The following is a 21,639-nucleotide window of genomic DNA, read 5'->3' on the forward strand; positions in this document are numbered from 1 at the left end:
ATCGTTGCGGCTTCGTCACCTGCGGGTTCGTCGGTGATCATGCCGTGACGCATCCGTTGCCGAGCCGATGCCGGCGCGCGTGCAAGCGGACCGTGGGACGTGACAGGACGACGCCGCGCGGGCGGTCGGGGGGCGCGCGTGTCGTCGGCGCGTGTGACCATCGAGCATGGCCCTCGGACGCCTCCCCGCCCCCGCCCGCACCCGGGTCGCCTCCGCGCGGGCGGCGGCCGCCGCCGCGCTGCTGTCCCGCGTGGCCGGGCCGGACGCCGCGCAGGTGCGCCATCGCATCCACCGCACGCCGGGGCCCCGCTGGTTCGAGCCCGACAGCGCCATCGGTCGCGTGCACGGCGACGCCTCGATGTTCGTGGGCGGGCTGCGCGCGCTGCTGCTCCAGTCGTTGCACCCGCGCGCGATGGCGGCGGTCGCGGCACACTCGGGCTACCGCTCGGACCCGTGGGGACGCCTCCAGCGCACGGCGACCTTCCTGGCCGAGACCACGTTCGCGACCGCGGAGGACTCGGCGCGTGCCGTCGCCGTCGTGCGCGCGGTGCACGAGCGGGTGCGGGGCACGACGCCCGAGGGCGAGCCCTACCGCGCGTCCGACCCGCACCTGCTGCGCTGGGTGCACGTGGCGGAGGTCGACAGCTTTCTGCGCGCGCACCAGCTGCTGGGCCGCGTGCCGCTCGACGCCGCGGGCGCCGACGAGTACGTCGCGCAGACGGCGCGCGTCGCGCGCGAGCTGGGTGCCGAGCAGGTCCCGACGACGGTCGCGGAGCTCGCCGCGGCGCTCGAGGAGATGCGCCCCGAGCTGCGGGCGTCGACAGCGGCGAGCGAGGCCGCACGCTTCCTGCTGCTGCGACCGCCGCTCCCGCTCGCGGCCCGGCCGGTGTACGCGGGCCTCGCGGCGTGCGCCGTCGGGATGCTGCCGCGGTGGTCCCGCGCGCCCCTCGGGCTGCCCGACGTGCCGTTGCTCGACCGCACCCTCGCACTCGCCGCGGGCCGTGCGGTCACCCGGACCATCCGCTGGGCCCTCGACCCCGTGGACCCCCAGCGCGTCCCCGACGCTCCCGGGACCGCGCGCCCGAGCGACGTAGACTCGGGCGCATGAGCGAGCCGAGCGCCCCCGGTCCCCAGGACCCGTTCGACGACCCCGGCAGCGGCGGCACCTCGACGAGCGTCCTCGAGCGCACCGAGACCCGCGAGGAGGTCGAGCCCGGCGATCACGAGCGTTTCGCGCACTACGTGCGCAAGGAGAAGATCCTCGCGTCGGCGCTGTCGGGTGACCCGGTGATCGCCCTGTGCGGCAAGGTGTGGGTGCCCGGCCGCGACCCGAACAAGTTCCCGGTGTGCCCCATCTGCAAGGAGATCTACGACGGCCTGCGTGACCCGCAGGACGGCGAGGGCTCCGGCGGCTCGGGCGACGGCGGACGGTGACGGCGGGCCACCAGCCCGCGCGACGGACGGCCGCTGAGGCCGGCGCGCCCTCGGGCGTCGCCAGCCCGTCGCCCGCCGCGGCCTCGCACCTCTCGCCGGCGTTCCCGGCGCGTGCCCCGTGGGGCACCGCCCACAAGCTTCGCGCGTGGCAGGCCGCGGCGCTCGAGGCCTACGAGCAGCGCCAGCCGCGCGACTTCCTCGCCGTCGCGACCCCGGGCGCGGGGAAGACGACGTTCGCGCTGCGGGTCGCGACGGACCTCATCGCGCGCGGCGTGGTGCGCCGCGTCACGGTCGTCGCCCCCACGGAGCACCTCAAGCGTCAGTGGGCCGACGCCGCGGCGCGCGTGGGCGTGCACCTGGACCCTGCGTTCCGCAACAGCCAGGGACGGCACGGCTCCCACTTCGACGGCGTCGCGCTCACCTACGCGCAGGTGGCGTCCAAGCCGGCGCTGCACGCGGCCCGCACGGCCGCGGCGCCCACGCTCGTGATCCTCGACGAGATCCACCACGGCGGCGACGCGCTCTCGTGGGGAGACGCGGTGCGTGAGGCGTTCGAGGGCGCCACGCGCCGCCTCGCGCTCACGGGCACGCCGTTCCGCTCGGACACCGCGCCCATCCCGTTCGTCAGCTACGCCCCCGGGCCCGACGGCATCCGACGCTCGGCGGCGGACTACACCTACGGCTACGGCGACGCGCTGCGCGACGGCGTCGTCCGCCCCGTGCTCTTCCACTCCTACAGCGGCCAGATGCGCTGGCGCACGCGCGCGGGGGACGAGGTCAGTGCGCGCCTGGGCGAGGACCTGACGAAGGACATGACGGCGCAGGCCTGGCGTACCGCGCTCGACCCGAACGGCGAGTGGGTGCCGTCGGTGCTCGCCGCGGCGGACAAGCGCCTGTCCGAGGTGCGCCGCGCGGTGCCCGACGCGGGTGGCCTGGTGATCGCGACCGACCAGGCCGACGCGCGTGCCTACGCGGCCCACCTGCGCGCGGTCACGGGCGAGCCGGCGACGGTCGTGCTGTCCGACGACGACGGCGCGTCCGAGCGCATCGAGCAGTTCTCGGCAGGCACCAGCCGGTGGATGGTCGCCGTGCGCATGGTCTCCGAGGGCGTCGACGTGCCGCGGCTCGCCGTCGGGGTCTACGCCACGTCGACCGCCACCCCGCTGTTCTTCGCACAGGCCGTGGGGCGGTTCGTGCGTGTGCGACGCCGCGGCGAGACCGCCTCGGTGTTCCTGCCGAGCGTGCCGCAGCTGCTCGCGCTCGCGGCGACGCTTGAGCTCGAGCGCGACCACGCCCTCGACCGCCCGACCACGGACGACGACGACGCGACCACCCCGGAGGACCTGCTGCTCGCGGCGGCCAACCGCGAGGAGAAGGCGTCGGACTCCCTCTCCGACGGCGCGCAGGGCACCTTCGAGGCGCTCGACGCCCAGGCGTCGTTCGACCGCGTGCTGTTCGACGGCGGTGAGTTCGGCACGGGCGGCGAGGTGGGCTCGGAGGAGGAGCTCGACTTCCTCGGCCTGCCGGGCCTGCTCGACGCCGACCAGGTGAGCCATCTGCTGCGCCAGCGGCAGGCCGACCACGTGCGGCGCGGCAAGGCCCGCGAGAGGGCGCCGGAGCCCGCGGTCGACCACCGCCGCCTCGCCGAGCTGCGCAAGGAGCTCAACGCGCTGGTCGGGGCGTGGGCGCGGCGCAGCGGTCAGCCGCACGGCTCGGTGCACACCGAGCTGCGGCGCAGGTGCGGCGGGCCTGAGGTCGCGCTCGCGACGGCCGAGCAGCTCGAGGCGCGCACGGCTCTGGTGCGGGACTGGTTCGTGGGCCGCCGCTGAACGGTCGTCCGGCCCGGTGCGCGCCGCTTGTACCAGGAAAGAACGACCTCCGCGCGACTTGGTGCTTCCGGATGCGGGGTGCGCAGACCCCTGCCACGCTCGTCGCAACGAGCACCGGAACGTACCCCCTCCCCGGTGCAGGACAGAAAGGGCTCCACATGCCTACCTGGTTGATCATCCTGCTGGTCGGCGTCGTACTGCTGATCCTCGGTGTGGCTGTCGAGGCCGCGCAGTTCCTCATCTGGCTCGGCGTCATCGTGCTCGTCGTGAGCCTCATCCTCGGCTTCGTGGGCCGCGGCAAGTCACGCGTGTAGACGCCTGCGGGCAGGACCCCGGGAGCGCTCGGCGCCCCGGGGTCCTGTCATGTCCGGCCCCGTTCACCACGGGCACGGCCCGCACGCCCGGGCTCAGGCGTCGTCGAGCCGCACGTGCACCGTGTCGAGCGCGGGGTCGCCGGCCGAGAGCCTGCGCGCCCCGCGTGGCAGCTCGGCCCGCGAGGCCTCGTGCCGCTCGACGGCGAGGTTCACCCCCGGCGCGCCGGTCCAGCGGGTGTCGACCGCGCCCTCGACCACCAGCGGCACGTGCAGGGCGCGCAGGTCGGCGGTCTGCGGCGCCCAGGTCGCGACCGAGTGGTCGGGCCCTGAGACCACGACCTCCTCGACCGCGCGGCCGTCGTCGCCGAGCCGCCGCGCCGCCGCCTTGCGTCCTCCGCTGCTCGTCTTGCTCGCCGAGGCCTTCGCGACCGGCTCGAGGCTTCCGTCGCGTCCCTCGCGCGCGACCAGCTTGTAGACCATCCCGCAGGTGGGCGCGCCCGAGCCGGTGACGACCGAGGTGCCGACGCCGTAGGAGTCGACGGGCGCCACCGCGAGACCCGCGATGGCGTGCTCGTCGAGGTCGGAGCTCACCACGATGCGGGTGCCCGTGGCCCCGAGGGCGTCGAGCTGGGCGCGCACCTCGTGCGCGAGGGTCGGCAGGTCGCCCGAGTCGAGCCGCACGGCCCCGAGGCCCGTCCCGGCGGCCGCGACGGCGTGCTCGACGCCGCGCGCGACGTCGTAGGTGTCGACCAGCAGGGTCGTCCCCGCACCCTGGGCGGCCACCTGCGCGGCGAAGGCGGACGGCTCGTCGTCGTGCAGGAGCGTGTACGAGTGCGCGGCCGTCCCGATCGTGGGGACCCCGTAGCGCCGCCCCGCCTCGAGGTTGGACGTGCCCGCGAAGCCGGCCACGACGGCGGCCCGTGCCGCGGCCACGGCGGCCTGCTCGTGCGCACGGCGGCCGCCCATCTCCAGGCACGGCCGGTCGACGGCGGCGCTCGTCATCCGCGAGGCCGCCGAGGCGACCGCCGAGTCGTAGTTGAGCACCGAGAGCGCGAGGGTCTCGAGCAGCACGGCCTCGGCGAACGTCCCCTCGACCACCAGCACCGGAGAGCCCGGGAAGAAGCACTCGCCCTCGGCGTAGCCCACCACGTTGCCGCTGAACCGGTAGTCGGCGAGGAACCGCAGCGTGGGCCGGTCCACCACGCCGTGCCGCGACAGGTAGCGCAGCTCGGCCTCGGTGAAGCGGAAGTCCGCGATCGCCTCGAGCAGCCGGCCGGTCCCCGCGACCACGCCGTAGCGGCGACCGAGCGGGAGGCGACGCGTGAACACCTCGAACACGCAGTGCCGATGTGCGGTGCCGTCGGCGAGCGCCGCCTGGAGCATCGTGAGCTCGTAGCGGTCGGTCAGCAGCGCGGTCGAGGCGCGCTCGCGCTCGGCCGGGAGGAGGCTGACAGAGGTGGCCGACGGCGAGGGCAGCTCTGCGCTCATGAGGGGAACAGTAGGGGCAGCCCGCCCGCCGCGCCCACCGCGGCCGCGCTGCCTACAGTGGACGCGTGCGCATCTCACGCCCCGCGACGGCGACGGTCGGGCCCACCGGTGCCCCCGCCCCGGTGCGCGACGTGCGCGCGGAGGAGCGCCCGGCCGAGCGCGGTCCCGACGGCTGGTCGACGGTGGTCTGGAACGACCCGGTGAACCTCATGAGCTACGTCACCTACGTGTTCCGGACCTACTTCGGCTACCCCCAGGCCACCGCGGAACGCCTCATGCGCCAGGTCCACACCGAGGGCCGTGCGACCGTCTCGCGCGGCAACCGCGAGCAGATGGAGGCCGACGTCCAGGCGATGCACGGCTTCGGGCTGTGGGCCACGGTGCAGGCGGCCGAGCGCTGATGCGGGGCTTCCGACCCGAGGACGGTGCGGGGTTCGTCGCGCTGCTCGACCCGACCGAGCGCGTCGTCCTGCTCGACGTGGTCGACGAGGTGCTCGCGCTCGTAGGAGCTGACGCGCCGGGCGGCGGCATCCCCGAGGACGTCCCGGACGACCCGCTCGCCTCGGTGCGCGTGAGCCAGGGACCCGTGACCCCGCCGTGGGATCCCGCGCTGCGGCGTCTGCTGCCCGACGCGTCCCGGGAGGACACCGAGCTCGCGGCCGAGTTCCGCCGGCTCACCGAGGCGGACCTGCGCGTCACCAAGCACCGGAACCTGCTGCGGCTGCGTGCGGCCCTCGAGGGCGCGCGCCCCGAGCTGGTGGTGGTCGCGAGCGAGGCCGAGCAGGTGGCCGCCGCGCTCACCGACCTGCGCTTGGTCGCGTCCGAGCGGCTCGGGGTGCGCACGGACGCCGACGCCGACGCGCTGTACGACCTCGTCGGCCGCGAGCACGACGACGACCCGGACGACTCGGAGGTGTCCCAGCGCTTCCTCGCGACGGTCTACGTGGTGCTGAGCCTGCTGCAGGAGTCGCTCGTGGACCTCATGCTCGCCGGGCTCACGGAGGGGACCGCACCGCCGCCGTGAGGCGGACGTCACCCCGGTCCGGGCAGGAGCGGGGTGACGTCCGGTCTAGGCTCGGGCGCGTGAACGACGCCCCCATCGGCATCTTCGACTCCGGTGTCGGCGGTCTGACGGTCGCCCGGGCCGTGCTCGACCAGCTGCCCCACGAGTCGGTCCTCTACATCGGCGACACCGCGAACGCGCCCTACGGCCCCAAGCCCCTCGCGGCCGTGCGCGCCCACGCCCTCGAGGTGATGGACGACCTGGTCGACGCGGGCGTCAAGATGCTCGTGATCGCGTGCAACAGCGCCTCGGCCGCCGTCCTGCGCGACGCCCGCGAGCGCTACACGCAGCGTCGCGGCCTGCCCGTGGTCGAGGTGATCCTGCCCGCCGCCCGGCGTGCGGCCGCGGCCACCCGCAGCGGCCGGGTGGGGGTGATCGGCACGCGTGCGACGGTCGGGTCGCGCGCGTACGACGACGCCTTCGCGGTCGCGTCGGGCATCGAGCTCACCTCGCAGGCGTGCCCGGGCTTCGTCGAGCTGGTCGAGGCCGGTACGACGTCGGGCCCCGAGGCCCTCGCCGTCGCGCGCGAGTCCCTGGCCCCGGTGGTCGAGGCCGGCGTCGACACGCTCGTGCTCGGCTGCACCCACTACCCGCTGCTGACCGGCGTCATCTCCTACGTCATGGGTGACCAGGTGACGCTCGTCTCGTCCGCCGAGGAGACGGCGAAGGACGTGTACCGCACGCTCGTGGCGCACGGGCTCGAGCGTGACCCGTCGCTGGGGCCGCCCGAGCACCGGTTCCTCGCGACAGGCGACGCCGCGTCGTTCCAGACCCTCGCGCGGCGCTTCCTGGGCCCCGAGGTGCTGTCCGTCGAGCCCGCGGCGAGCCTGCGGTGAGGCTCACCGTGGTGGGCTGCGCGGGCTCGTTCCCCGGGCCGGACTCGGCCGCGTCGTGCTACCTGGTCGAGGCCGACGACGCCTCGGGGCGTACGTGGCGCGTCGTGCTCGACCTGGGCAGCGGCGCGCTCGGGGTGCTCCAGCGGCACGTGGACCCTGCAGAGGTCGACCTGATCGGGCTGTCGCACCTGCACCCCGACCACATGGCCGACCTGTGCGGCCTGTACGTGTTCCTCAAGTACCACCCCCGGGGTGGGCGGCCCCGTCGCGTCGTCGTGCACGGCCCGTTCGGTACGGCGTCGCGGATCGCCGACGCCTACGGGCTCGAGCCCGGTGAGAGCATGGGCGACCACCTCACGGTCCACACGTGGCAGCCGGGACACCCGGTCGCCGTCGGGCCGCTCACGCTCACGCCCGTGGCCGTCGAGCACCCCGTCCCGGCGTACGGCGTGCGGGTCGAGGGCCCGGCCGAGGACGACCCGTCGCGTCGCGTGGTGCTCGCGTACACCGGGGACACGGATGCGTGCGCAGGGCTCGACGAGCTCGCGGCGGGCGCCGACGTGCTGCTCGCCGAGGCCGCGTTCGTCGAGGGCCGTGACGACGCGGTGCGCGGGATCCACCTGACCGGACGGCGTGCGGGGGAGGCGGCGGCCGGCGGGGCGGTGGGCCGGCTCGTGCTCACCCACCTCCCGGCCTGGAACGACGCCGCGGACGCCGTGACCGAGGCGCGCGAGGTGTACGCCGGGCCCATCGACGTCGCCGCGCCGGGCATGGTCGTCGCCCTCTGAGACGCCCCCGGTCGCGGCCGACGGCGTCCGGACGGGAGCGGCCGGTGTCGCCGGGGTCGCCTAGGGTCGTCCCCATGACCTCGACCTCCTCGACCACCGCCCGCGCCGACGGGCGACGCACCGACCAGCTGCGCCCCGTGACCTTCAGCCGGGGGTGGCTCGACGCCGCCGAGGGGAGCGTGCTCGTCGAGTTCGGCCGCACGCGTGTGCTGTGCGCGGCGTCGTTCACCGAGGGCGTGCCGCGCTGGAAGAAGGGCTCGGGCTCGGGCTGGGTCACGGCCGAGTACGCGATGCTGCCGCGCTCGACCACCACGCGCTCGGACCGTGAGTCGGTCAAGGGCCGCGTGGGCGGGCGCACGCACGAGATCTCGCGTCTCATCGGCCGCTCGCTCCGCGCGGTGATCGACGTCAAGGCGCTGGGCGAGAACACGATCGTGCTCGACTGCGACGTGCTCCAGGCCGACGGCGGCACGCGCACCGCGGCCATCACCGGTGCGTACGTCGCGCTCGCGGACGCGGTCGCGTGGGGCCAGCGCAGCGGGGCGATCCGCAGCCCCAAGCCGGTGCTGACGGACTCGGTGGCCGCCGTGAGCGTGGGGATCGTCGACGGCGTGCCGATGCTCGACCTGCCCTACGTCGAGGACGTCCGTGCCGACACGGACATGAACGTCGTCGCGACGGGCAGCGGCAGGTTCGTCGAGGTGCAGGGCACCGCCGAGCAGACGCCGTTCGACCGCGGCGAGCTCGACGTGCTGCTCGACCTGGCGCTCGCGGGCACGGGCGAGCTCACGCGTCTGCAGCAGGCGGCGCTCGCGGACGGCGACGGGCCGCACGCGTGACCGTGCGCCTCGTCCTCGCGACGCACAACCGGCACAAGCTCGGTGAGCTGCGTGCGATCCTCGCGCCGCTCGTGCCGGGCCTGGACCCGGCGGACGTGGTGAGCGCGGCCGACGTCGGCGCGCCGCCACCCGTCGAGGACGGTGTCACCTTCGCCGAGAACGCGCTGATCAAGGCACGCGCGCTCGCGGCCGCGACGGGCGCGCCCGCCGTCGCGGACGACTCGGGCCTCGCGGTCGACGTGCTCGGGGGAGCGCCCGGCGTCTTCTCGGCCCGCTGGGCGGGCCGCCACGGCGACGACGTCGCGAACCTCGAGCTGCTGCTCGCGCAGCTCGCGGACGTCCCCGAGGTGCACCGCGCCGCGGGCTTCGTGTGCGCGGCCGCCCTCGTCACGCCCGGTGGCCACGAGCACGTCGAGATCGGCCACATGCGTGGTGTCCTCGCGACGGCGCCGCGCGGGTCGCACGGCTTCGGCTACGACCCGATCCTCGTGCCCGACGCGCAGCCCACCCGGGCCGGGGAGCAGCGGCTCACGAGTGCCGAGCTCACGCCCGAGGAGAAGAACGCGGTCTCCCACCGCGGGGCCGCCATGCGAGCGCTCGCGCCGCACGTGGCCGCCGCGCTGGGGGCCGGCTGAGTCATGCCTGGTGCTGCGCTCGGGAGCGGCTCGACCTCACCCGTGGGGCACGTCGCCGCGCGCGACCTCGCCGTCGGCTACCCCGGCCGCACGGTGCTCAGCGGCGTCACGTTCACGGCGTCGGCCGGTGACCGCATCGGCCTCGTCGGCGAGAACGGGACCGGCAAGTCGACGCTGCTGCGAGCCCTCGCCGGACGGCACGCGCCGGCCTCGGGTGAGGTGCGCCGCGTCGGGACGCTCGCGCACGTCGAGCAGGACCTCGACGTGCCCGAGGACGCGACCGTGGGCGACCTCGTGGAGGACGCGCTCGCCGAGGCACGTGCGGTCGCGCGCGAGCTCGAGGCCGCGACCGCCGCGGTCGACGCGCTCGGGCGTGCCGGCGACGACGACGCCCCGGCACGTGAGCGGCTGAGCCGGGCGCTCGCCGCGGCCGAGCGGCTCTCGGTGTGGGACGCCGACCGGCGCGCCGACGAGGCCCTCGCGCGGCTGGGCGCGCCGCGTGACCTCGACCGCACGCTCGCGAGCCTGTCGGTGGGGGAGCGCTACCGCGCGCGGCTCGCGTGCCGCCTGGCCGAGCGCGCGGACGTGCTCCTGCTCGACGAGCCGACCAACCACCTCGACGCGTCAGCCGTCGAGCACCTCACGGGTGAGCTGCGGGCGTGGCCCGGGGCCGTGGTCATCGTCACGCACGACCGTCGGCTGCTCGACGACATCATGACCGCGATCCTCGACCTCGACCCCTCGGTCGACGGAAGGCCCGCGCTGTACGGCGCCTCGAGCTACGCGGCCTACCGGTTCGCGCGCACGCAGGCGCTGCGGCGCTGGCGGCAGCGGTACGCCGCCGAGCAGAAGCGCCGGGCACGCCTGCTCGAGCGCCTCGACGCCTCCTACGAGGGCCTCTCCGACGAGTGGCGGCCGCCGAAGGGCAGCGACAAGCACCGCCGCGCCACCCGGGCGCGGATCCACGTCAAGGCCGCCGACCGGCTGGTCGAGCGTCTCGAGGCGGAGGCCGTCGAGGTGCCGCCGCCGCCCGCAGAGCTCGTGTTCCCCGACCTGCCCGCCCTGCCGCCGGGGCACGCCGTCGGGCACGTGCTGCTCGAGGTGCGCGGCCCGCACGTCCCGGGCCGGGTGGACCTGCCCGGCGTCCGCGTCGAGGTGCCGCCGTGCGGTCGTCTGCTGGTGACGGGACCCAACGGCGCTGGCAAGAGCACGCTGCTGGGCGTGCTCGCGGGTGCGATCCGGCCCGAGCGCGGCGTGCGCGACGTCGCGCCCGGGGTGCGCTTCGGCCTGCTCGCCCAGGGCGACGACCAGGGCCTCGACACCCGCACGGTCTTCGAGGCCTACGCCGCGCACGCGCTCGGGCTGCTCGAGGCCGGTGCGCTCGACCCCGAGCAGCTCGTGCCCGTGGCGGGTCTCGGCCTGCTCACCGAGGACGAGCTGGACCGGCCGCTCGTCGAGCTCTCGGTGGGCCAGCGACGCAGGTTCGCCCTCGCGCGGGCGCTGCTCGCCGCGCCCCACGTGCTGCTGCTCGACGAACCCACCAACCACCTGTCGGTCGCGCTGGTGGACGACCTGACGGACGCCCTGCGCGCGACCTCGGCCGCCGTCGTCGTCGCGACGCACGACCGCGCGCTGCTCGCCGACCTCGCGGACTGGCCGCGCCTCGACCTTGGCGCCTGAGGTTGCTCAGAACGTGGGCAGTCGGCCGACGTGCGCCATCGCCTGGCGCAGCAGGTAGCCCTGCCCACCCACCATCTCCACCTGGACCTGCTCGCCGCAGGCCTCCTCGGGCGTCATCCACGCGAGGTCGAGCGCGTCCTGCTGCGGCTCGCAGTCGCCGGACACGGGTACCACGTAGGCCATCGACACCGCGTGCTGGCGCGTGTCGTGGTACGGCGTGATCCCGGGGGTCGGGAAGTACTCGGCGACCGTGAACGGCTGGGGTGCGGCCGGGATCTGGGGGAGCGCGACCGGACCCAGGTCCTTCTCGATGTGGCGCAGCAGCGCGTCGCGGATGCGCTCGTGGAACATGACGCGGCCGGACACGAGCGCACGGGTCATGGTCCCGTCACGGCCCACCCGCAGCAGCAGGCCGACGGCGACCACGTCACCGCTCTCGTCGACCCGCACGGGCACCGCGTCGACGTACAGCATCGGCAGTCGCGCACGGACAGCGGCGAGCTCGGACTCGCTCAGCCAGCCGTCGGGCGTGGGCTCCTCGGGGAAGTCGGCGGTGTCCGTCATGGCCCCGAGCCTAAGGCGCACCCACGGAATACGACGGGCGCGCGGGCGTTGACGCACCCGAAGGGCCGCCGTGTGCGCGGCCGTCACCCGTGCCGCCGACGAGAGGAACCCCCATGGCCACCGTGGAGCTCACCGAGACGACGTTCGAGAAGACCGTGACCGAGAACGGCATCGTGCTGGTCGACTTCTGGGCCGAGTGGTGCGGGCCGTGCAAGCGGTTCGGGCCGGTCTTCGAGGAGTCCTCCGACGAGCACCCCGACGTGGTGCACGCCAAGGTCGACACCGAGGCCGAGCAGGGCCTCGCGGCCGCCGCGCAGATCTCGTCGATCCCCACGCTCATGGCGTTCCGCGACGGCATCCTGGTCTTCTCCCAGGCCGGCGCGCTGCCCAAGCCCGCGCTCGAGCAGGTGGTGCAGGCGGTCAAGGGCCTCGACATGGACGACGTGCGCCGTCAGCTCGCCGAGCAGCAGGCCGCCGGCGGGGCCGACGAGCACGCCGGTCACCAGCACTGAGTCCACCGGCACTGAGTCCACCAGCACTGAGTCCACCGGGACTGCGTCCGTCATCAGCGCGGGCCGATCACCTGACGGGGTGCGCGAGGCGGGAGTCGAACCCGCACGCCCGAGGGCACCAGGACCTAAACCTGGCGCGTCTGCCGATTTCGCCACTCGCGCTCGGGGGCGAGCCTAGTCACCCGACGCCGTCGTGGCGTCGCGCGCCGGCTCGTCGTCCGGACCGGCCCGGTTGTCAGACCAGGCGCAGGTCCCGCAGCAGCTTCGCCACGTGGCCCGTCGCGCGCACGTTGTACTGCGCGAGCTCGACGGTGCCGTCGGTGCCCACCACGATCGTCGAGCGGATGACGCCCTCGACCACCTTGCCGTACAGCTTCTTCTCGCCGTAGGCGCCGTAGGTGGTCAGCACCGCGCGGTCGACGTCGGAGGCGAGCCGGTACGTGAGGCCGGCCTCCTCGCGGAACCGCGCGAGCTTCTCGACGGGGTCGGGCGAGATCCCGACGACGGTGTACCCCGAGGCCTTGAGCGTCTCGAGCGAGTCGCGGAAGTCGCACGCCTGCGTGGTGCAGCCCGGCGTCATCGCGGCGGGGAAGAAGAAGATGACCACCCGACCACCACGCAGCTCGGAGAGCGTGAGGCTCCCGCCGTCGTCGGTGGGGAGCGTGAAGTCCGGCGCGAGGTCACCGGCGGCGAGGCGGGTCATGGGTCTCCTTGGTCGGCGGGCCGCCTCAGCCTAGCGACCGCTCGGGAACCTGTGCCCCCGTGCGCCGTCGCGGCCGGGTGCGCGACGCGGGACGTCCCGCGGTGGCTGCGACGGCCGGTACGGTGCGCGGGTGAGCTCGACGACCCCCGGTGCTGTCCCGCCCATCCGCATGCTGCACGACAGGGTGCTCGTGCACCTCGACGGCGAGAGCTCCGAGCGGCTGTCGAGCTCGGGCATCGTGATCCCCGCGACCGCCTCGGTGGGGCGACGTCTCGCGTGGGGCGCGGTGGTCGCCGTCGGGCCCCACGTACGCCAGGTGCAGCGTGGTGACCGCGTGCTGTTCGACCCGCAGGAGCGGGCCGAGGTCGAGCTCCAGGGCACCGACTACGTGCTGCTGCGCGAGCGCGACCTGCACGGTGTGGCCGAGCCCGAGGCGGGCGGCGAGGGCACGGGGCTCTACCTGTGAGGCCTGCCGCGCGCCACGGACGCCCCGTGGGCCGTGTGGAGGTCCCGTGAGGTGCGTGCACCCGTCGGAGGGACGCGCGGCGCAACCTGTTGCGCAACCGGCCCGCGGGTGGTGCAGTAGCCGTCTGGACAGCCTGTGGCGCCGCCGCGGGCACGGTGCCCCGCGGCGCGGGGCACCAGGGCACGGAGGGAGGTCGGGCGATGACCGCGCACGACGCTGCACGCGACCATGACGGCGAGGCGCCTGCCGCCCTCCCCACCGACGCGCTCGAGACCGACGTCGACGTCGACGAGGTGGACGAGGAGGCCTCGCACGAGGTGATGAACCTCCTGAGCCAGCACGTCCCGCTCGCCCTCCTCGCCGACCTCGCGATCCCGAGCGGCCCCGAGTCGCCGCAGATCCTGCAGGACGAGGGGCTGCCGGAGGTCGCCTGGTGGGAGCACGAGGAGGGGGACGGGGCCGACGGCGCCACCGAGTCGCCGGACCAGCCCGTCACCACCTGAGGACGGGCCAGCGGACGCCGTCGTCGGCCGACGGCGTCGTTTTCGCGCGGGCCCTGCGCAGGTGCTAACGTTCTGCACCGCGCGCCATTAGCTCAATTGGCAGAGCAGCTGACTCTTAATCAGCGGGTTCGGGGTTCGAGTCCCTGATGGCGCACAGAAGAAGGCCCCTGACCAGGCATGATGCCCGGTCGGGGGCCTTCGTCGTGCCGGGCTCAGCGCTCAGGCGGAGCCGGTCGGGGCGTCCTCGCCCTCGTCGTCGGCAAAGGGGAGCAGCTGGTCGACGCCCGTGATGGTCAGGAGCTCCTTGAGCATCCACGGGGCGTTGCGCAGCTCGACGGGGTAGCCGCGGGCCTCTCCGTCGCGGGCGAGGCGCACGAGGATCGACATCCCCGTGGAGTCGATGAACGTGATGCGGCTCGCGTCGATGACCACGGGCAGCCCGCGGTCGGCGACCACCTGGCACATCGGCCCTGCGCTGTGCCTGACGGCGAGGTCGATCTCGCCCCAGGCCTCGACAACTGAGCGCTCGGGCTCCTCGTGCAGGGTCATCCCCGACCCGGCGTCGTGAGCAGCGTCGTCCATCGACCCGTCCTCTCGTGCTCGGTGCATGGCCCCCGGAGACGATCAAACCGCAGATCAGCGCGGATGGCACACGGGCCGCGCGTCGGGGCGGAGGGGCGGGCGTGCCACGGGGCGGCTCGCCGCGCACACGCCGGGACCCTTGGTCGGGGCCCGTCGGCGCCGACACCGTAGGGTGCACGTGTGACGCGCATCGCCCTGGCCACCTGTGCCGACCTGCCCCAGCTCGACCCCGAGGACGCCCCGCTCGTCGGCGCGCTCGAGGCCCGCGGGGTCCACGCCGAACCCGCGGTGTGGGACGACCGCTCGGTCGACTGGTCGTCGTTCGACCTCGTGCTCATCAGGTCCACGTGGGACTACGCTCAGCGCCGCTCGGAGTTCCTCACCTGGGCGGCCGAGGTGGACCGGGTCTCCACCCTCGTCAACCCCTATCCGGTGGTGCGCTGGAACACGGACAAGCACTACCTCCGCGAGCTCGAGCGGGCGGGTGTGCCGGTGGTCCCGACGATGTGGCTCGAGCCCGACAGGCACCTGTCGTCGCGAGCTCTGCACACGCGCTTCCCTGCGCACGGGGACTTCGTCATCAAGCCCGCGGTCTCGGCCGGCTCGGTCGACACCGGTCGCTACACGGCCATCGACGCGTCCTCGCGGGGCCTCGCCATCCAGCACGCCCGCCGGCTTCTCGAGGCGGACCGCACCGTGATGGTGCAGCGCTACCTCCAGAGCGTCGACCAGGTGGGTGAGCGGGCCCACGTGTTCATCGCGGGCCAGTACTCGCACAGCGTGGTCAAGGCCGCGATGCTCGACGGTCCCGACGTGGGCGTCGACGGCGTGTACAAGAAGGAGGAGATGCGCCCCGCCGAGGCACCGGGCCCCGAGATCGAGATGGCCCGCAACGTGATCCTGACGGCGCGTCGCCTGCTCACGGAGCAGGCGGGCGCGGAGGTGCCCAAGCCGTTCTTGTACGCGCGGGTCGACGTGGTCAGCGGGGACGACGACCAGCCGGTGCTGCTCGAGCTCGAGATGGTCGAGCCGTCGCTGTTCACCTCGCTCGCCGACGGCGCACTCGAGCGGTTCGCCGACGCGGTCGCCGCACGCGTCGGGTAGGCGTCGGGGCGCCCTCGCAGGCGTCGTCACGGATCCCGGAGCGGGCGGACGAAGCACCACCGCGGAGCAGGTAGACTTTCCGCCGGTCCGTGCGCGTGCGCCGGGTCATGGTGGCTATAGCTCAGTCGGTAGAGCACCTGGTTGTGGTCCAGGGGGTCGCGGGTTCAAGTCCCGTTAGCCACCCCGAGCAGAGGCCCGGATCGCGGTTCGCCGCGATCCGGGCCTCTGTCGTGAGGTCGGGGCCGACGCGCGTCAGGGCGCGTTGCGGGCGTTGCGCACCGACGACGCGAGGACGCGTGCCGCGATCTCCTTGGCGGCGGCCGAGTCAGGCCCCGGCTGCGGCACCAGCATCGCCTCGCGGTAGTAGCGCAGCTCGTCGATGCTCTCGAGGATGTCGGCCAGGGCGCGGTGGCCGCCGTTCTTCTCGGGCGAGGAGAAGTAGATGCGCGGGTACCAGCGGCGCGCGAGCTCCTTGATCGAGGAGACGTCGATCACCCGGTAGTGCAGGTGACCCACGAGCTCGGGCATCTCCTTCTCGAGGAACGCCTTGTCGGTGCCCACCGAGTTGCCCGCGAGGGGCGCCTTGCCGGCGTCGGGCACGTGCTCGCGCAGGTAGGCGAGCACGCGCTCCTGCGCTTCCGCGAGTGTCAGGCCACCGGGCAACGCCTCGAGCAGGCCCGAGCTCGTGTGCATGTCGCGCACGAAGGGGTCCATCTGCTCGAGCGCCTCGACGGGCGGCGTGACGACCACGTCGACGCCCTCGCCGAGCACGTTGAGCTCGGAGTCGGTGACCACGGCGGCGACCTCGACCAGGGCGTCGCGGGACAGGTCCAGACCCGTCATCTCGCAGTCGATCCAGACGATCTTGTCGTTGGGTGCAGAGGCTGGGCTCACCCGGTCACTCTAGGGCCCTCGCCCGGGGACGGTCCCGGCGACCCACGCGGCCACCAGGGTGACCGCGGCGCCTCCTGCGGCCGAGAGTCCCGCCACGAGCCACGACGCCGCGCTCCAGCCCGCGACGGCACCCACGACGAGGCCGACGACGACGGCGAGCAGCACGCGGTCCCACGGCCCGCTCGAGGCAGTACCCGAGGAGGCGTCGTCGTCCGCGGTGCCGGGGGAGCCGGAGGTGCGCGGGACGTCCGGGCGCTCGGGAGGCGGTGCCGCGTGGCGGCCCATCAGCGCGCCGTGCCGCGGGACCAGGTCATGGGCGACATGGTGGCAGACCGGGCGCGCGCCGAGCGGGCGGTGCTCAGGCGGGCGTGAGGGCCGCCTGCACGCAGACCGGCCCGGCGGCCGACCGCACATCTGCGGCCGGCCGCCGGGCCGGGACTCCCGTGGCGGCGCCACGGGCACGGGTGGGGCGGCGGGTGCTCGCCCGGAGCAAGGTCGTCATGCCGACGGCCTTGGACGGCTGCGCGGTGGTGGACCCCTGCGGGGTCGAGGAGCGCTCGTGCCGGCGGATCGCCACCTGCTGGCGGCGCGCCCGCTCGACCTCGGCGCGCCGGTGATCGCGCACCGCTGCGTCGTAGAGGCTGATGGGGTGCATGGTGGTGCTCCGTTGGGCTGGAAGGGACAGGATCGAGGACGGGCCAGGTCCTCCACCGCGGTGGTGCCAGCGTCGCAGCGGCCCGGTGCGGCATGCACGGCTTTTTGCGCGGGATGTCCGGCCCCGTCGCGCGGGCGCCCGGACGCGCTGCGATGCTCGTGCCGTGCCCTCCACCTGGAACCGTCTGCGCGCCTCGATCACCGGCCTGGGCCGTGACCTGTGGGGCAGGCGCGGCTGGGTGGTCGACCGCGGGCCGCAGATCGCGGTGCTGCTGGGACTCGCGCTCGTCGCCCTCGGCGTGGCGGGCTTCCTCGCCGTGCTCGACGCCGTCGGTGAGAACGACGACCTCGCGGCGCTCGACACGCCGGTGCTCGAGGCCCTCGCGGCGGCGCGCAGCGAGGCGGTGACGGCGTTCCTGACCGCGGTGACCACCGTGAGCGGGCCGGCCGTCCTGCCCGTCGTCGTGGTGGTCGCGGCGCTCGTGTGGGGGCTCGCCGGACGCGAGTGGTGGCAGGCGGGGCTCCTCGCTGCCGCGATGGTCGTGTCGACCCTGGTCTCGCTCACGCTCAAGGCGGTCGTCGCGCGACCGCGGCCCCCGGTCGACACGATGACGGTCCCGGGAGCGGAGACCACGTACTCGTTCCCCTCGGGGCACACCATCGGGGCCGCGACGCTGCTGCTCGTGGTCGCCTATCTCGCCTGGGTGCGCCGGCCCCGCGTGGGGGCGCTCGTCGTCTGGGTGCTCGTCGTGGTGCTCGGCACCGCCCTCGTCGCGCTCAGCCGCCTGTACCTGGGGTACCACTTCGTGACCGACGTCGTCGCGTCGTCCGCGCTCGCCCTCGCGGTGCTCGGGGGTGTGGTGGTCGTGGACCGACGGCGGGCGGTGCTCGCCGCTCGCGCGACCTCTGCACAGACTCGCGCCGAGGCGGGGCCCGACCGCGGGTGAGCGCGCGTCAGCGCACGGGGGAGGCGGGTGCGGGTGGGGTCCACCCCATGGCGCCCTGGGCCCCGCGGCTCAGGGCCGCCGAGGGCACGAGGCGCATGAGCCCACGCCGCAACGTCTGCGGCACGCCACCGCCGAGGTGAGCGCCCACGCGGGCCGACGCGAGCGCAGCGCGTGCGAGTCCGCGGCACCGCGGCCGCCGGACACGGTCGAAGCCCTCGAGCGCGGGGGCCAGCCGCCCGCCGTCGGCCACGGGCGCGCCGATCAGCAGGCCGACGCTCAGGCCGTCCTCGAGCGCGGTCGCGGCCCCCTGACCCATCGTCGGCAGGAACCCGTGCGCGGCGTCGCCGACCATCACCACGCGCCCGACGGCGTAGCGCGGCAGCCCGCCGGGCAGGTGGTGCACGTCATGCCGCAGCACCGCCTCGCGCGGGGTGACCGCGAGCACGTCCCGCACGGGCGCGGGCCACCCCGCGAAGCGCTCACGGGCGGTGCCCAGCTCGTCGGTCAGGACGGTGCGCTCGGGCATCGCGACGTAGCCGTACCAGTACGTCTCGTCGTCGGCGACGGGCATGAGACCGAACTCGGCGTGCGGGCCCCAGTACTGCACGAGCGCGTCGGGCACCTGCGGTGCGCGTACCACGGCACGCCAGCTCGAGTACCCGCTGTAGACGGGCCGGTGACCGGGGTAGACCGCTGCCCGGACCGCGCTCCGCATCCCGTCGGCGCCCACCACCAGCTCCGCGACGTGTCCCGCGACCACAGCCGGGGCGCCGTCGGCCTCGCCGGGATCGACCTCGGTGACGGCGATGCCCGGAATCATCTCGACGCCGTGGTCCCGGGCCGCGTCGAGGAGCGCGCCGTGCAGTCGCCGCCGGTGCACCCCGACCAGCGACACCGCCGACCGCACCTGCGGCGTCGCGGGCACGGTCAGCAGCCGTCGGCCGTGCTCGTCCCAGGTCCCTGCCGCCCACGTCGGGCGACCGAGGGCCGCGACGTCGTCGTCGGTGAAGCCGAGCCCGCGGAAGGCCGCGACGGCGTTGCGCGACATCGCCACGCCGGCCCCCACCTCGCGCACGTCGGCCGCTCGCTCGAGGACGGTCACGCGCCAGCCGGCGCGGCGCAGCGCGACCGCCGAGGCGAGGCCCGCGATCCCGCCGCCCACCACGACGGCCCGCGGGGACGAGCTCTCGGTCGGCACCACGCACCTCCAGGCTCGGACGGGTCGGTCCCCAGCGCCCCCGGCAGGATTCGAACCTGCGACCTGCGGATTAGAAGTCCGATGCTCTATCCACTGAGCTACGGGGGCCCGGCCGGACCAGCGTAGTGCGGACGTCCGGGCGCACGTCGGTCGCGTGCGGACGGCGTGCGCGCTTGGTCCAGACGGGTGAGCAGGCGAGGATTGGACCGTGATCACCGCGACCGCCCCGGAGCCGTTGGGTGCGGCGGTGACGGGTCGTCTCGGGCCGGCGAGCCCGACCCTCCTCGACGCCGTCACGGATCTGCGCCGGGACGTGGCCGCGACCGAGTTCGTGCTGCCGCTGCCCGGGGTCGAGGAGGCCGAGGACAGCCGCCGTCGGCTGCTCGACCAGCTCGACGACCACCTGCTGCCGCGTCTGCGCGAGCTCTCGGCGCCGGGGTTCGTGGTGGTCGCGGGCTCGACGGGTGCGGGCAAGTCGACGCTCGTGAACTCGTTGCTCGGGACCGAGGTGAGTGCCGCCGGCGTGCTGCGGCCCACGACGCGCCGGCCCGTGCTCGTCCACCACCCGGACGACGGCGACCTGCTCGCCGGGCACCCGCTCCTCGAGATCGTCGAGGTGGTCGCGCACGACGGCGTGCCACGCGGGCTCGTGGTGGTGGACGCGCCTGACCTGGACTCCCTGCTCGAGTCGAACCGCTCGACGGCGCACCGGCTGCTCGAGTCGGCCGACCTCTGGCTCTTCGTGACCACCGCGGCGCGCTACGGCGACGCCCTGCCCTGGTCGGTCCTCGACCGCGCGCACGAGCGCGGCACGTCGATGGCCATGGTGCTCAACCGCGTGCCCGACGCGGCGCTGGTCGAGGTACGTGGCGACCTGCTCGGGCGCCTGCGGGCTCGCGGCATGTCGAGCGTGCCGCTGTTCCTGGTGCCGGACCTGGGTCCGCACGAGGGCATGCTCGACGCGCGGCACGTGGCCCCGGTACGGAGATGGCTCGCGATGGTCGCGGGGCCGGATCGTGCGCGTTCGGTCATCGCGCGGACGCAGCGCGGTGCCCTGCGTGCCCTGCGGCCGTGGGTCGACGAGCTCGCCGACGGCGTCCAGGCGCAGGCCGACGCCCGCACGGCGCTCGAGGGGCTCGTCCGCGAGTCCGTCGACGAGCCCGCGCACGCCGCCGCGGACGCCGTGCGCTCGGGCGGTGCGGGGGACGGTCCGGTGCGCAGCCGCTGGGCCGCGGGACAGGGCGTGCTCGACGGACGCTGGGGCCGGCGCCGCCGCGCGGCACGGCGTGAGGCCCTCGGCGCGGTGGACGCGGAGGTGCGGGGAGCCGTCGAGGTGGCGCTCGCCACCGCACGTGGGCGTGGCCACGCCGCGGTGCGGCACGCGCTCGGGGTGAGCGGGCTCGCGGGCGCCGCGTGGCTGCTCGACCGGCTGCCGTCCGCCCCGGCGCAGGACGACGTCGCGGCTCAGGTCGAGGAGTGGGCAGGGGGCGCCGCCGCCCAGGCCGCCCTCGCCGACGCGGGTGACCGACACGCTCGCCGCAGGTACGCCCGCCTCGCGACGTCGGCCGGACCCGACGGCGTCTCGACGCTCGTCCGGGCGGCGGCGGTGGGCCTCCCGGCCGCACGGCGCGTGCTCGACGACGGGCTCGGGAGCGTCGTCGTCGAGGACCTCGTGCGCGCGACGCGTGACGACCTCGCCGCCCGCGCCTCCGCCCAGGCCCGGGCCGCTGCGGACGAGGTCCTCGGCCCCCTCGGACACGCGGAGCTCGCGGACGACGCCGCCAGCAGGCTGCGGCTGCGCCTGGCCGTGCTCAAGGGGCTGGCATGAGCGCGCGGCACGCGCAGGAGGTCGGGGCGCGGACGGCGGAGCTGCTCGCGCGGGCGGCGCACGTGCGCTCGGCGCTCGAGGGTGCCGGCAGCGGCGTCCCGGCCGGTACGCGCGCCGACGTGGAGCGCCTGCTCGACGCCGTCGCCGAGCGGCTCGAGCTGGGCGTCGACCACACCGTGGTGGCGCTCGTGGGTGGCACCGGATCGGGCAAGTCGAGCCTGTTCAACGCGCTCGCGGGGCTCGCTCTCGCGGACGTGGGGGTGCGGCGACCGACGACGTCCGAGGTGACCGCGTGCGTGTGGGCCCACGACGCGGGTGCGCTGCTCGACTGGCTCGCGGTGCCCGTCACGCGCCGTTTCGAGCGTGAGAGCGCCCTCGACGGCGAGTCCCAGGCGGACCTGCGCGGGCTCGTGCTGCTGGACCTCCCGGACCACGACTCGGTCGAGCCCGAGCACCGCCGCGTGGTGGACCGGGTGCTGCCGCACGCCGATCTGGTGCTCGTGGTGGTGGACCCGCAGAAGTACGCCGACGACGCGCTGCACACGGGCTACCTGCGGCACCTGCACGGGCACGAGACGTCGATGCTCGTCGTGCTCAACCAGCTCGACACCGTGCCCGAGGGCGCGCGCGACGCCGTCCTCGAGGACGTGGGGCGGCTGCTGCGCGAGGACGGCCTCGCGCACGTGCGCTTGCTGGGCCTGTCCGCCGCCACCGGCTCCGGGGTCGCCGAGCTGCGGCGGGCGCTCGCGGACGCGGTCGCGGCGCACGGGCTCGCCGA

The 21,639-nt window shown here is 75.0% G+C and carries 26 protein-coding genes and 4 tRNA genes; 20 read left to right on the forward strand and 10 right to left on the reverse strand.

Annotated elements, in window-relative coordinates; all coding sequences use genetic code 11:
- The first annotated feature begins 166 nt into the window (after positions 1-166).
- The 4 genes from GXB85_RS11600 to GXB85_RS17865 all read left to right on the forward strand — a co-directional run bounded on the left by GXB85_RS11600 (position 167) and on the right by GXB85_RS17865 (position 3,577).
- Positions 167-1,108 (forward strand): oxygenase MpaB family protein, encoded by a 942-nt coding sequence (locus GXB85_RS11600; protein WP_161917817.1) that lies wholly within the window; start codon positions 167-169, stop codon positions 1,106-1,108.
- Entirely contained in the window at positions 1,105-1,434 is a 330-nt protein-coding gene (locus GXB85_RS11605; protein ID WP_161917818.1) for a DUF3039 domain-containing protein, read from the forward strand. The genes GXB85_RS11600 and GXB85_RS11605 overlap by 4 nt, the downstream gene beginning before the upstream one ends.
- Positions 1,431-3,263, forward strand: a complete 1,833-nt coding sequence (locus tag GXB85_RS11610; RefSeq protein WP_161917819.1) for a DEAD/DEAH box helicase — start codon at positions 1,431-1,433, stop codon at positions 3,261-3,263. The genes GXB85_RS11605 and GXB85_RS11610 overlap by 4 nt, the downstream gene beginning before the upstream one ends.
- Positions 3,264-3,421: 158 nt before the next feature.
- Positions 3,422-3,577 carry a hypothetical protein gene (locus GXB85_RS17865; RefSeq protein ID WP_202627877.1) on the forward strand — a complete coding sequence of 52 codons (156 nt, stop codon included), beginning with the start codon at positions 3,422-3,424 and terminating at the stop codon, positions 3,575-3,577.
- Between the two features lie 93 nt (positions 3,578-3,670).
- On the opposite strand, the gene GXB85_RS11615 is transcribed toward GXB85_RS17865, so the two are convergent.
- Complete coding sequence (locus GXB85_RS11615) at positions 3,671-5,065, reverse strand: nicotinate phosphoribosyltransferase (RefSeq protein WP_161917820.1); 1,395 nt, start codon at positions 5,063-5,065, stop codon at positions 3,671-3,673.
- Positions 5,066-5,187: 122 nt separating this feature from the next.
- Here GXB85_RS11615 and clpS point away from each other — a divergent pair, with 122 nt between their 5' ends.
- The 7 genes from clpS (at position 5,188) to GXB85_RS11650 (ending at position 10,906) form a co-directional block, all read left to right on the forward strand.
- Positions 5,188-5,466, forward strand: a complete 279-nt coding sequence (gene clpS / locus GXB85_RS17870) for an ATP-dependent Clp protease adapter ClpS (RefSeq protein ID WP_370524195.1) — start codon at positions 5,188-5,190, stop codon at positions 5,464-5,466.
- Positions 5,466-6,089, forward strand: a complete 624-nt coding sequence (locus GXB85_RS11625; RefSeq protein ID WP_161917821.1) for a DUF2017 family protein — start codon at positions 5,466-5,468, stop codon at positions 6,087-6,089. Before clpS ends, GXB85_RS11625 begins: the two co-directional genes overlap by 1 nt.
- A gap of 59 nt (positions 6,090-6,148) precedes the next feature.
- Positions 6,149-6,964, forward strand: coding sequence for a glutamate racemase (gene murI, locus GXB85_RS11630; protein ID WP_161917822.1), 816 nt, complete (start codon positions 6,149-6,151; stop codon positions 6,962-6,964).
- Positions 6,961-7,752, forward strand: a complete 792-nt coding sequence (locus GXB85_RS11635; protein ID WP_161917823.1) for an MBL fold metallo-hydrolase — start codon at positions 6,961-6,963, stop codon at positions 7,750-7,752. The genes murI and GXB85_RS11635 overlap by 4 nt, the downstream gene beginning before the upstream one ends.
- 74 nt (positions 7,753-7,826) lie before the next feature.
- On the forward strand, positions 7,827-8,591 hold the full coding sequence (gene rph / locus GXB85_RS11640) for a ribonuclease PH (RefSeq protein WP_161917824.1): 765 nt from the start codon (positions 7,827-7,829) through the stop codon (positions 8,589-8,591).
- Positions 8,588-9,226, forward strand: a complete 639-nt coding sequence (gene rdgB / locus GXB85_RS11645; protein ID WP_161917825.1) for an RdgB/HAM1 family non-canonical purine NTP pyrophosphatase — start codon at positions 8,588-8,590, stop codon at positions 9,224-9,226. Before rph ends, rdgB begins: the two co-directional genes overlap by 4 nt.
- Before the next feature lie 3 nt (positions 9,227-9,229).
- Entirely contained in the window at positions 9,230-10,906 is a 1,677-nt protein-coding gene (locus GXB85_RS11650) for an ABC-F family ATP-binding cassette domain-containing protein (protein WP_161917826.1), read from the forward strand.
- Between the two features lie 6 nt (positions 10,907-10,912).
- Here GXB85_RS11650 and GXB85_RS11655 read toward each other — a convergent pair whose 3' ends face one another.
- Positions 10,913-11,470 carry an NUDIX hydrolase family protein gene (locus tag GXB85_RS11655; protein ID WP_161917827.1) on the reverse strand — a complete coding sequence of 186 codons (558 nt, stop codon included), beginning with the start codon at positions 11,468-11,470 and terminating at the stop codon, positions 10,913-10,915.
- 113 nt (positions 11,471-11,583) lie between these two features.
- On the opposite strand from GXB85_RS11655, the gene trxA reads away from it, so the two are divergent.
- Positions 11,584-11,982 (forward strand): thioredoxin, encoded by a 399-nt coding sequence (gene trxA / locus GXB85_RS11660; protein WP_161917828.1) that lies wholly within the window; start codon positions 11,584-11,586, stop codon positions 11,980-11,982.
- Between the two features lie 80 nt (positions 11,983-12,062).
- Here the strand turns inward: trxA and GXB85_RS11665 are convergent.
- Both GXB85_RS11665 and bcp read right to left on the reverse strand, forming a co-directional pair.
- Positions 12,063-12,144 (reverse strand) — tRNA-Leu (locus tag GXB85_RS11665).
- 73 nt (positions 12,145-12,217) lie between these two features.
- A complete protein-coding gene (bcp, locus tag GXB85_RS11670; RefSeq protein ID WP_161917829.1) occupies positions 12,218-12,685 on the reverse strand; it encodes a thioredoxin-dependent thiol peroxidase in 468 nt (155 codons plus the stop codon).
- 169 nt (positions 12,686-12,854) lie between these two features.
- Here bcp and GXB85_RS11675 point away from each other — a divergent pair, with 169 nt between their 5' ends.
- From GXB85_RS11675 to GXB85_RS11685, 3 genes are all read left to right on the forward strand, one after another.
- On the forward strand, positions 12,855-13,151 hold the full coding sequence (locus tag GXB85_RS11675; protein ID WP_161917846.1) for a co-chaperone GroES: 297 nt from the start codon (positions 12,855-12,857) through the stop codon (positions 13,149-13,151).
- 200 nt (positions 13,152-13,351) lie between these two features.
- Positions 13,352-13,654 (forward strand): hypothetical protein, encoded by a 303-nt coding sequence (locus tag GXB85_RS11680; protein ID WP_161917830.1) that lies wholly within the window; start codon positions 13,352-13,354, stop codon positions 13,652-13,654.
- An 81-nt stretch (positions 13,655-13,735) separates the two neighbouring features.
- Positions 13,736-13,808, forward strand: a tRNA-Lys gene (locus GXB85_RS11685).
- Positions 13,809-13,873: 65 nt separating this feature from the next.
- Here the strand turns inward: GXB85_RS11685 and GXB85_RS11690 are convergent.
- On the reverse strand, positions 13,874-14,236 hold the full coding sequence (locus GXB85_RS11690; RefSeq protein ID WP_161917831.1) for an STAS domain-containing protein: 363 nt from the start codon (positions 14,234-14,236) through the stop codon (positions 13,874-13,876).
- Between the two features lie 180 nt (positions 14,237-14,416).
- Here GXB85_RS11690 and GXB85_RS11695 point away from each other — a divergent pair, with 180 nt between their 5' ends.
- Positions 14,417-15,340 carry a hypothetical protein gene (locus GXB85_RS11695; protein ID WP_161917832.1) on the forward strand — a complete coding sequence of 308 codons (924 nt, stop codon included), beginning with the start codon at positions 14,417-14,419 and terminating at the stop codon, positions 15,338-15,340.
- A 110-nt stretch (positions 15,341-15,450) separates the two neighbouring features.
- Positions 15,451-15,523: transfer RNA gene (locus GXB85_RS11700), tRNA-His, on the forward strand.
- A gap of 69 nt (positions 15,524-15,592) precedes the next feature.
- On the opposite strand, the gene orn is transcribed toward GXB85_RS11700, so the two are convergent.
- The 3 genes from orn to GXB85_RS11715 form a co-directional block, all read right to left on the reverse strand.
- Positions 15,593-16,234, reverse strand: coding sequence for an oligoribonuclease (gene orn / locus GXB85_RS11705; RefSeq protein ID WP_161917833.1), 642 nt, complete (start codon positions 16,232-16,234; stop codon positions 15,593-15,595).
- A gap of 9 nt (positions 16,235-16,243) precedes the next feature.
- The gene (locus GXB85_RS11710) at positions 16,244-16,519 is read right to left on the reverse strand and encodes a hypothetical protein (protein ID WP_161917834.1); all 276 of its coding nucleotides are present in this window, start codon (positions 16,517-16,519) and stop codon (positions 16,244-16,246) included.
- Between the two features lie 73 nt (positions 16,520-16,592).
- Positions 16,593-16,889, reverse strand: a complete 297-nt coding sequence (locus GXB85_RS11715; RefSeq protein ID WP_161917835.1) for a hypothetical protein — start codon at positions 16,887-16,889, stop codon at positions 16,593-16,595.
- A 163-nt stretch (positions 16,890-17,052) separates the two neighbouring features.
- Here GXB85_RS11715 and GXB85_RS11720 point away from each other — a divergent pair, with 163 nt between their 5' ends.
- Positions 17,053-17,835 (forward strand): phosphatase PAP2 family protein, encoded by a 783-nt coding sequence (locus tag GXB85_RS11720; RefSeq protein ID WP_370524193.1) that lies wholly within the window; start codon positions 17,053-17,055, stop codon positions 17,833-17,835.
- Between the two features lie 7 nt (positions 17,836-17,842).
- On the opposite strand, the gene GXB85_RS11725 is transcribed toward GXB85_RS11720, so the two are convergent.
- Both GXB85_RS11725 and GXB85_RS11730 read right to left on the reverse strand, forming a co-directional pair.
- Complete coding sequence (locus GXB85_RS11725) at positions 17,843-19,033, reverse strand: FAD-dependent oxidoreductase (RefSeq protein ID WP_161917837.1); 1,191 nt, start codon at positions 19,031-19,033, stop codon at positions 17,843-17,845.
- 35 nt (positions 19,034-19,068) lie between these two features.
- Positions 19,069-19,141, reverse strand: a tRNA-Arg gene (locus GXB85_RS11730).
- Positions 19,142-19,241: 100 nt separating this feature from the next.
- Between GXB85_RS11730 and GXB85_RS11735 the strand changes: the two genes are divergently transcribed.
- Positions 19,242-20,861 (forward strand): dynamin family protein, encoded by a 1,620-nt coding sequence (locus GXB85_RS11735; RefSeq protein ID WP_370524194.1) that lies wholly within the window; start codon positions 19,242-19,244, stop codon positions 20,859-20,861.
- The coding region (locus tag GXB85_RS11740) for a GTPase (protein WP_202627878.1) at positions 20,858-21,639 on the forward strand (782 nt) is incomplete at its 3' end. The genes GXB85_RS11735 and GXB85_RS11740, both read left to right, overlap by 4 nt.

It is taken from the genome of Cellulomonas sp. APG4, from assembly GCF_009996735.1.
Lineage (GTDB): Bacteria > Actinomycetota > Actinomycetes > Actinomycetales > Cellulomonadaceae > Actinotalea.

What these genes read in the sequence shown, in the direction of transcription:
- GXB85_RS11600 (WP_161917817.1), top strand. Translation starts at nt 167, where the DNA reads ATGGCCCTCGGACGCCTCCCCGCCCCCGCCCGCACCCGGGTCGCCTCC.
- GXB85_RS11605 (WP_161917818.1), top strand. Translation starts at nt 1,105, where the DNA reads ATGAGCGAGCCGAGCGCCCCCGGTCCCCAGGACCCGTTCGACGACCCC.
- GXB85_RS17865 (WP_202627877.1), top strand. Translation starts at nt 3,422, where the DNA reads ATGCCTACCTGGTTGATCATCCTGCTGGTCGGCGTCGTACTGCTGATC.
- GXB85_RS11615 (WP_161917820.1), bottom strand. Translation starts at nt 5,065, where the DNA reads ATGAGCGCAGAGCTGCCCTCGCCGTCGGCCACCTCTGTCAGCCTCCTC.
- GXB85_RS11625 (WP_161917821.1), top strand. Translation starts at nt 5,466, where the DNA reads ATGCGGGGCTTCCGACCCGAGGACGGTGCGGGGTTCGTCGCGCTGCTC.
- rph (WP_161917824.1), top strand. Translation starts at nt 7,827, where the DNA reads ATGACCTCGACCTCCTCGACCACCGCCCGCGCCGACGGGCGACGCACC.
- GXB85_RS11650 (WP_161917826.1), top strand. Translation starts at nt 9,230, where the DNA reads ATGCCTGGTGCTGCGCTCGGGAGCGGCTCGACCTCACCCGTGGGGCAC.
- GXB85_RS11655 (WP_161917827.1), bottom strand. Translation starts at nt 11,470, where the DNA reads ATGACGGACACCGCCGACTTCCCCGAGGAGCCCACGCCCGACGGCTGG.
- trxA (WP_161917828.1), top strand. Translation starts at nt 11,584, where the DNA reads ATGGCCACCGTGGAGCTCACCGAGACGACGTTCGAGAAGACCGTGACC.
- bcp (WP_161917829.1), bottom strand. Translation starts at nt 12,685, where the DNA reads ATGACCCGCCTCGCCGCCGGTGACCTCGCGCCGGACTTCACGCTCCCC.
- GXB85_RS11675 (WP_161917846.1), top strand. Translation starts at nt 12,855, where the DNA reads ATGCTGCACGACAGGGTGCTCGTGCACCTCGACGGCGAGAGCTCCGAG.
- GXB85_RS11680 (WP_161917830.1), top strand. Translation starts at nt 13,352, where the DNA reads ATGACCGCGCACGACGCTGCACGCGACCATGACGGCGAGGCGCCTGCC.
- GXB85_RS11690 (WP_161917831.1), bottom strand. Translation starts at nt 14,236, where the DNA reads ATGGACGACGCTGCTCACGACGCCGGGTCGGGGATGACCCTGCACGAG.
- GXB85_RS11710 (WP_161917834.1), bottom strand. Translation starts at nt 16,519, where the DNA reads ATGGGCCGCCACGCGGCACCGCCTCCCGAGCGCCCGGACGTCCCGCGC.
- GXB85_RS11715 (WP_161917835.1), bottom strand. Translation starts at nt 16,889, where the DNA reads ATGCACCCCATCAGCCTCTACGACGCAGCGGTGCGCGATCACCGGCGC.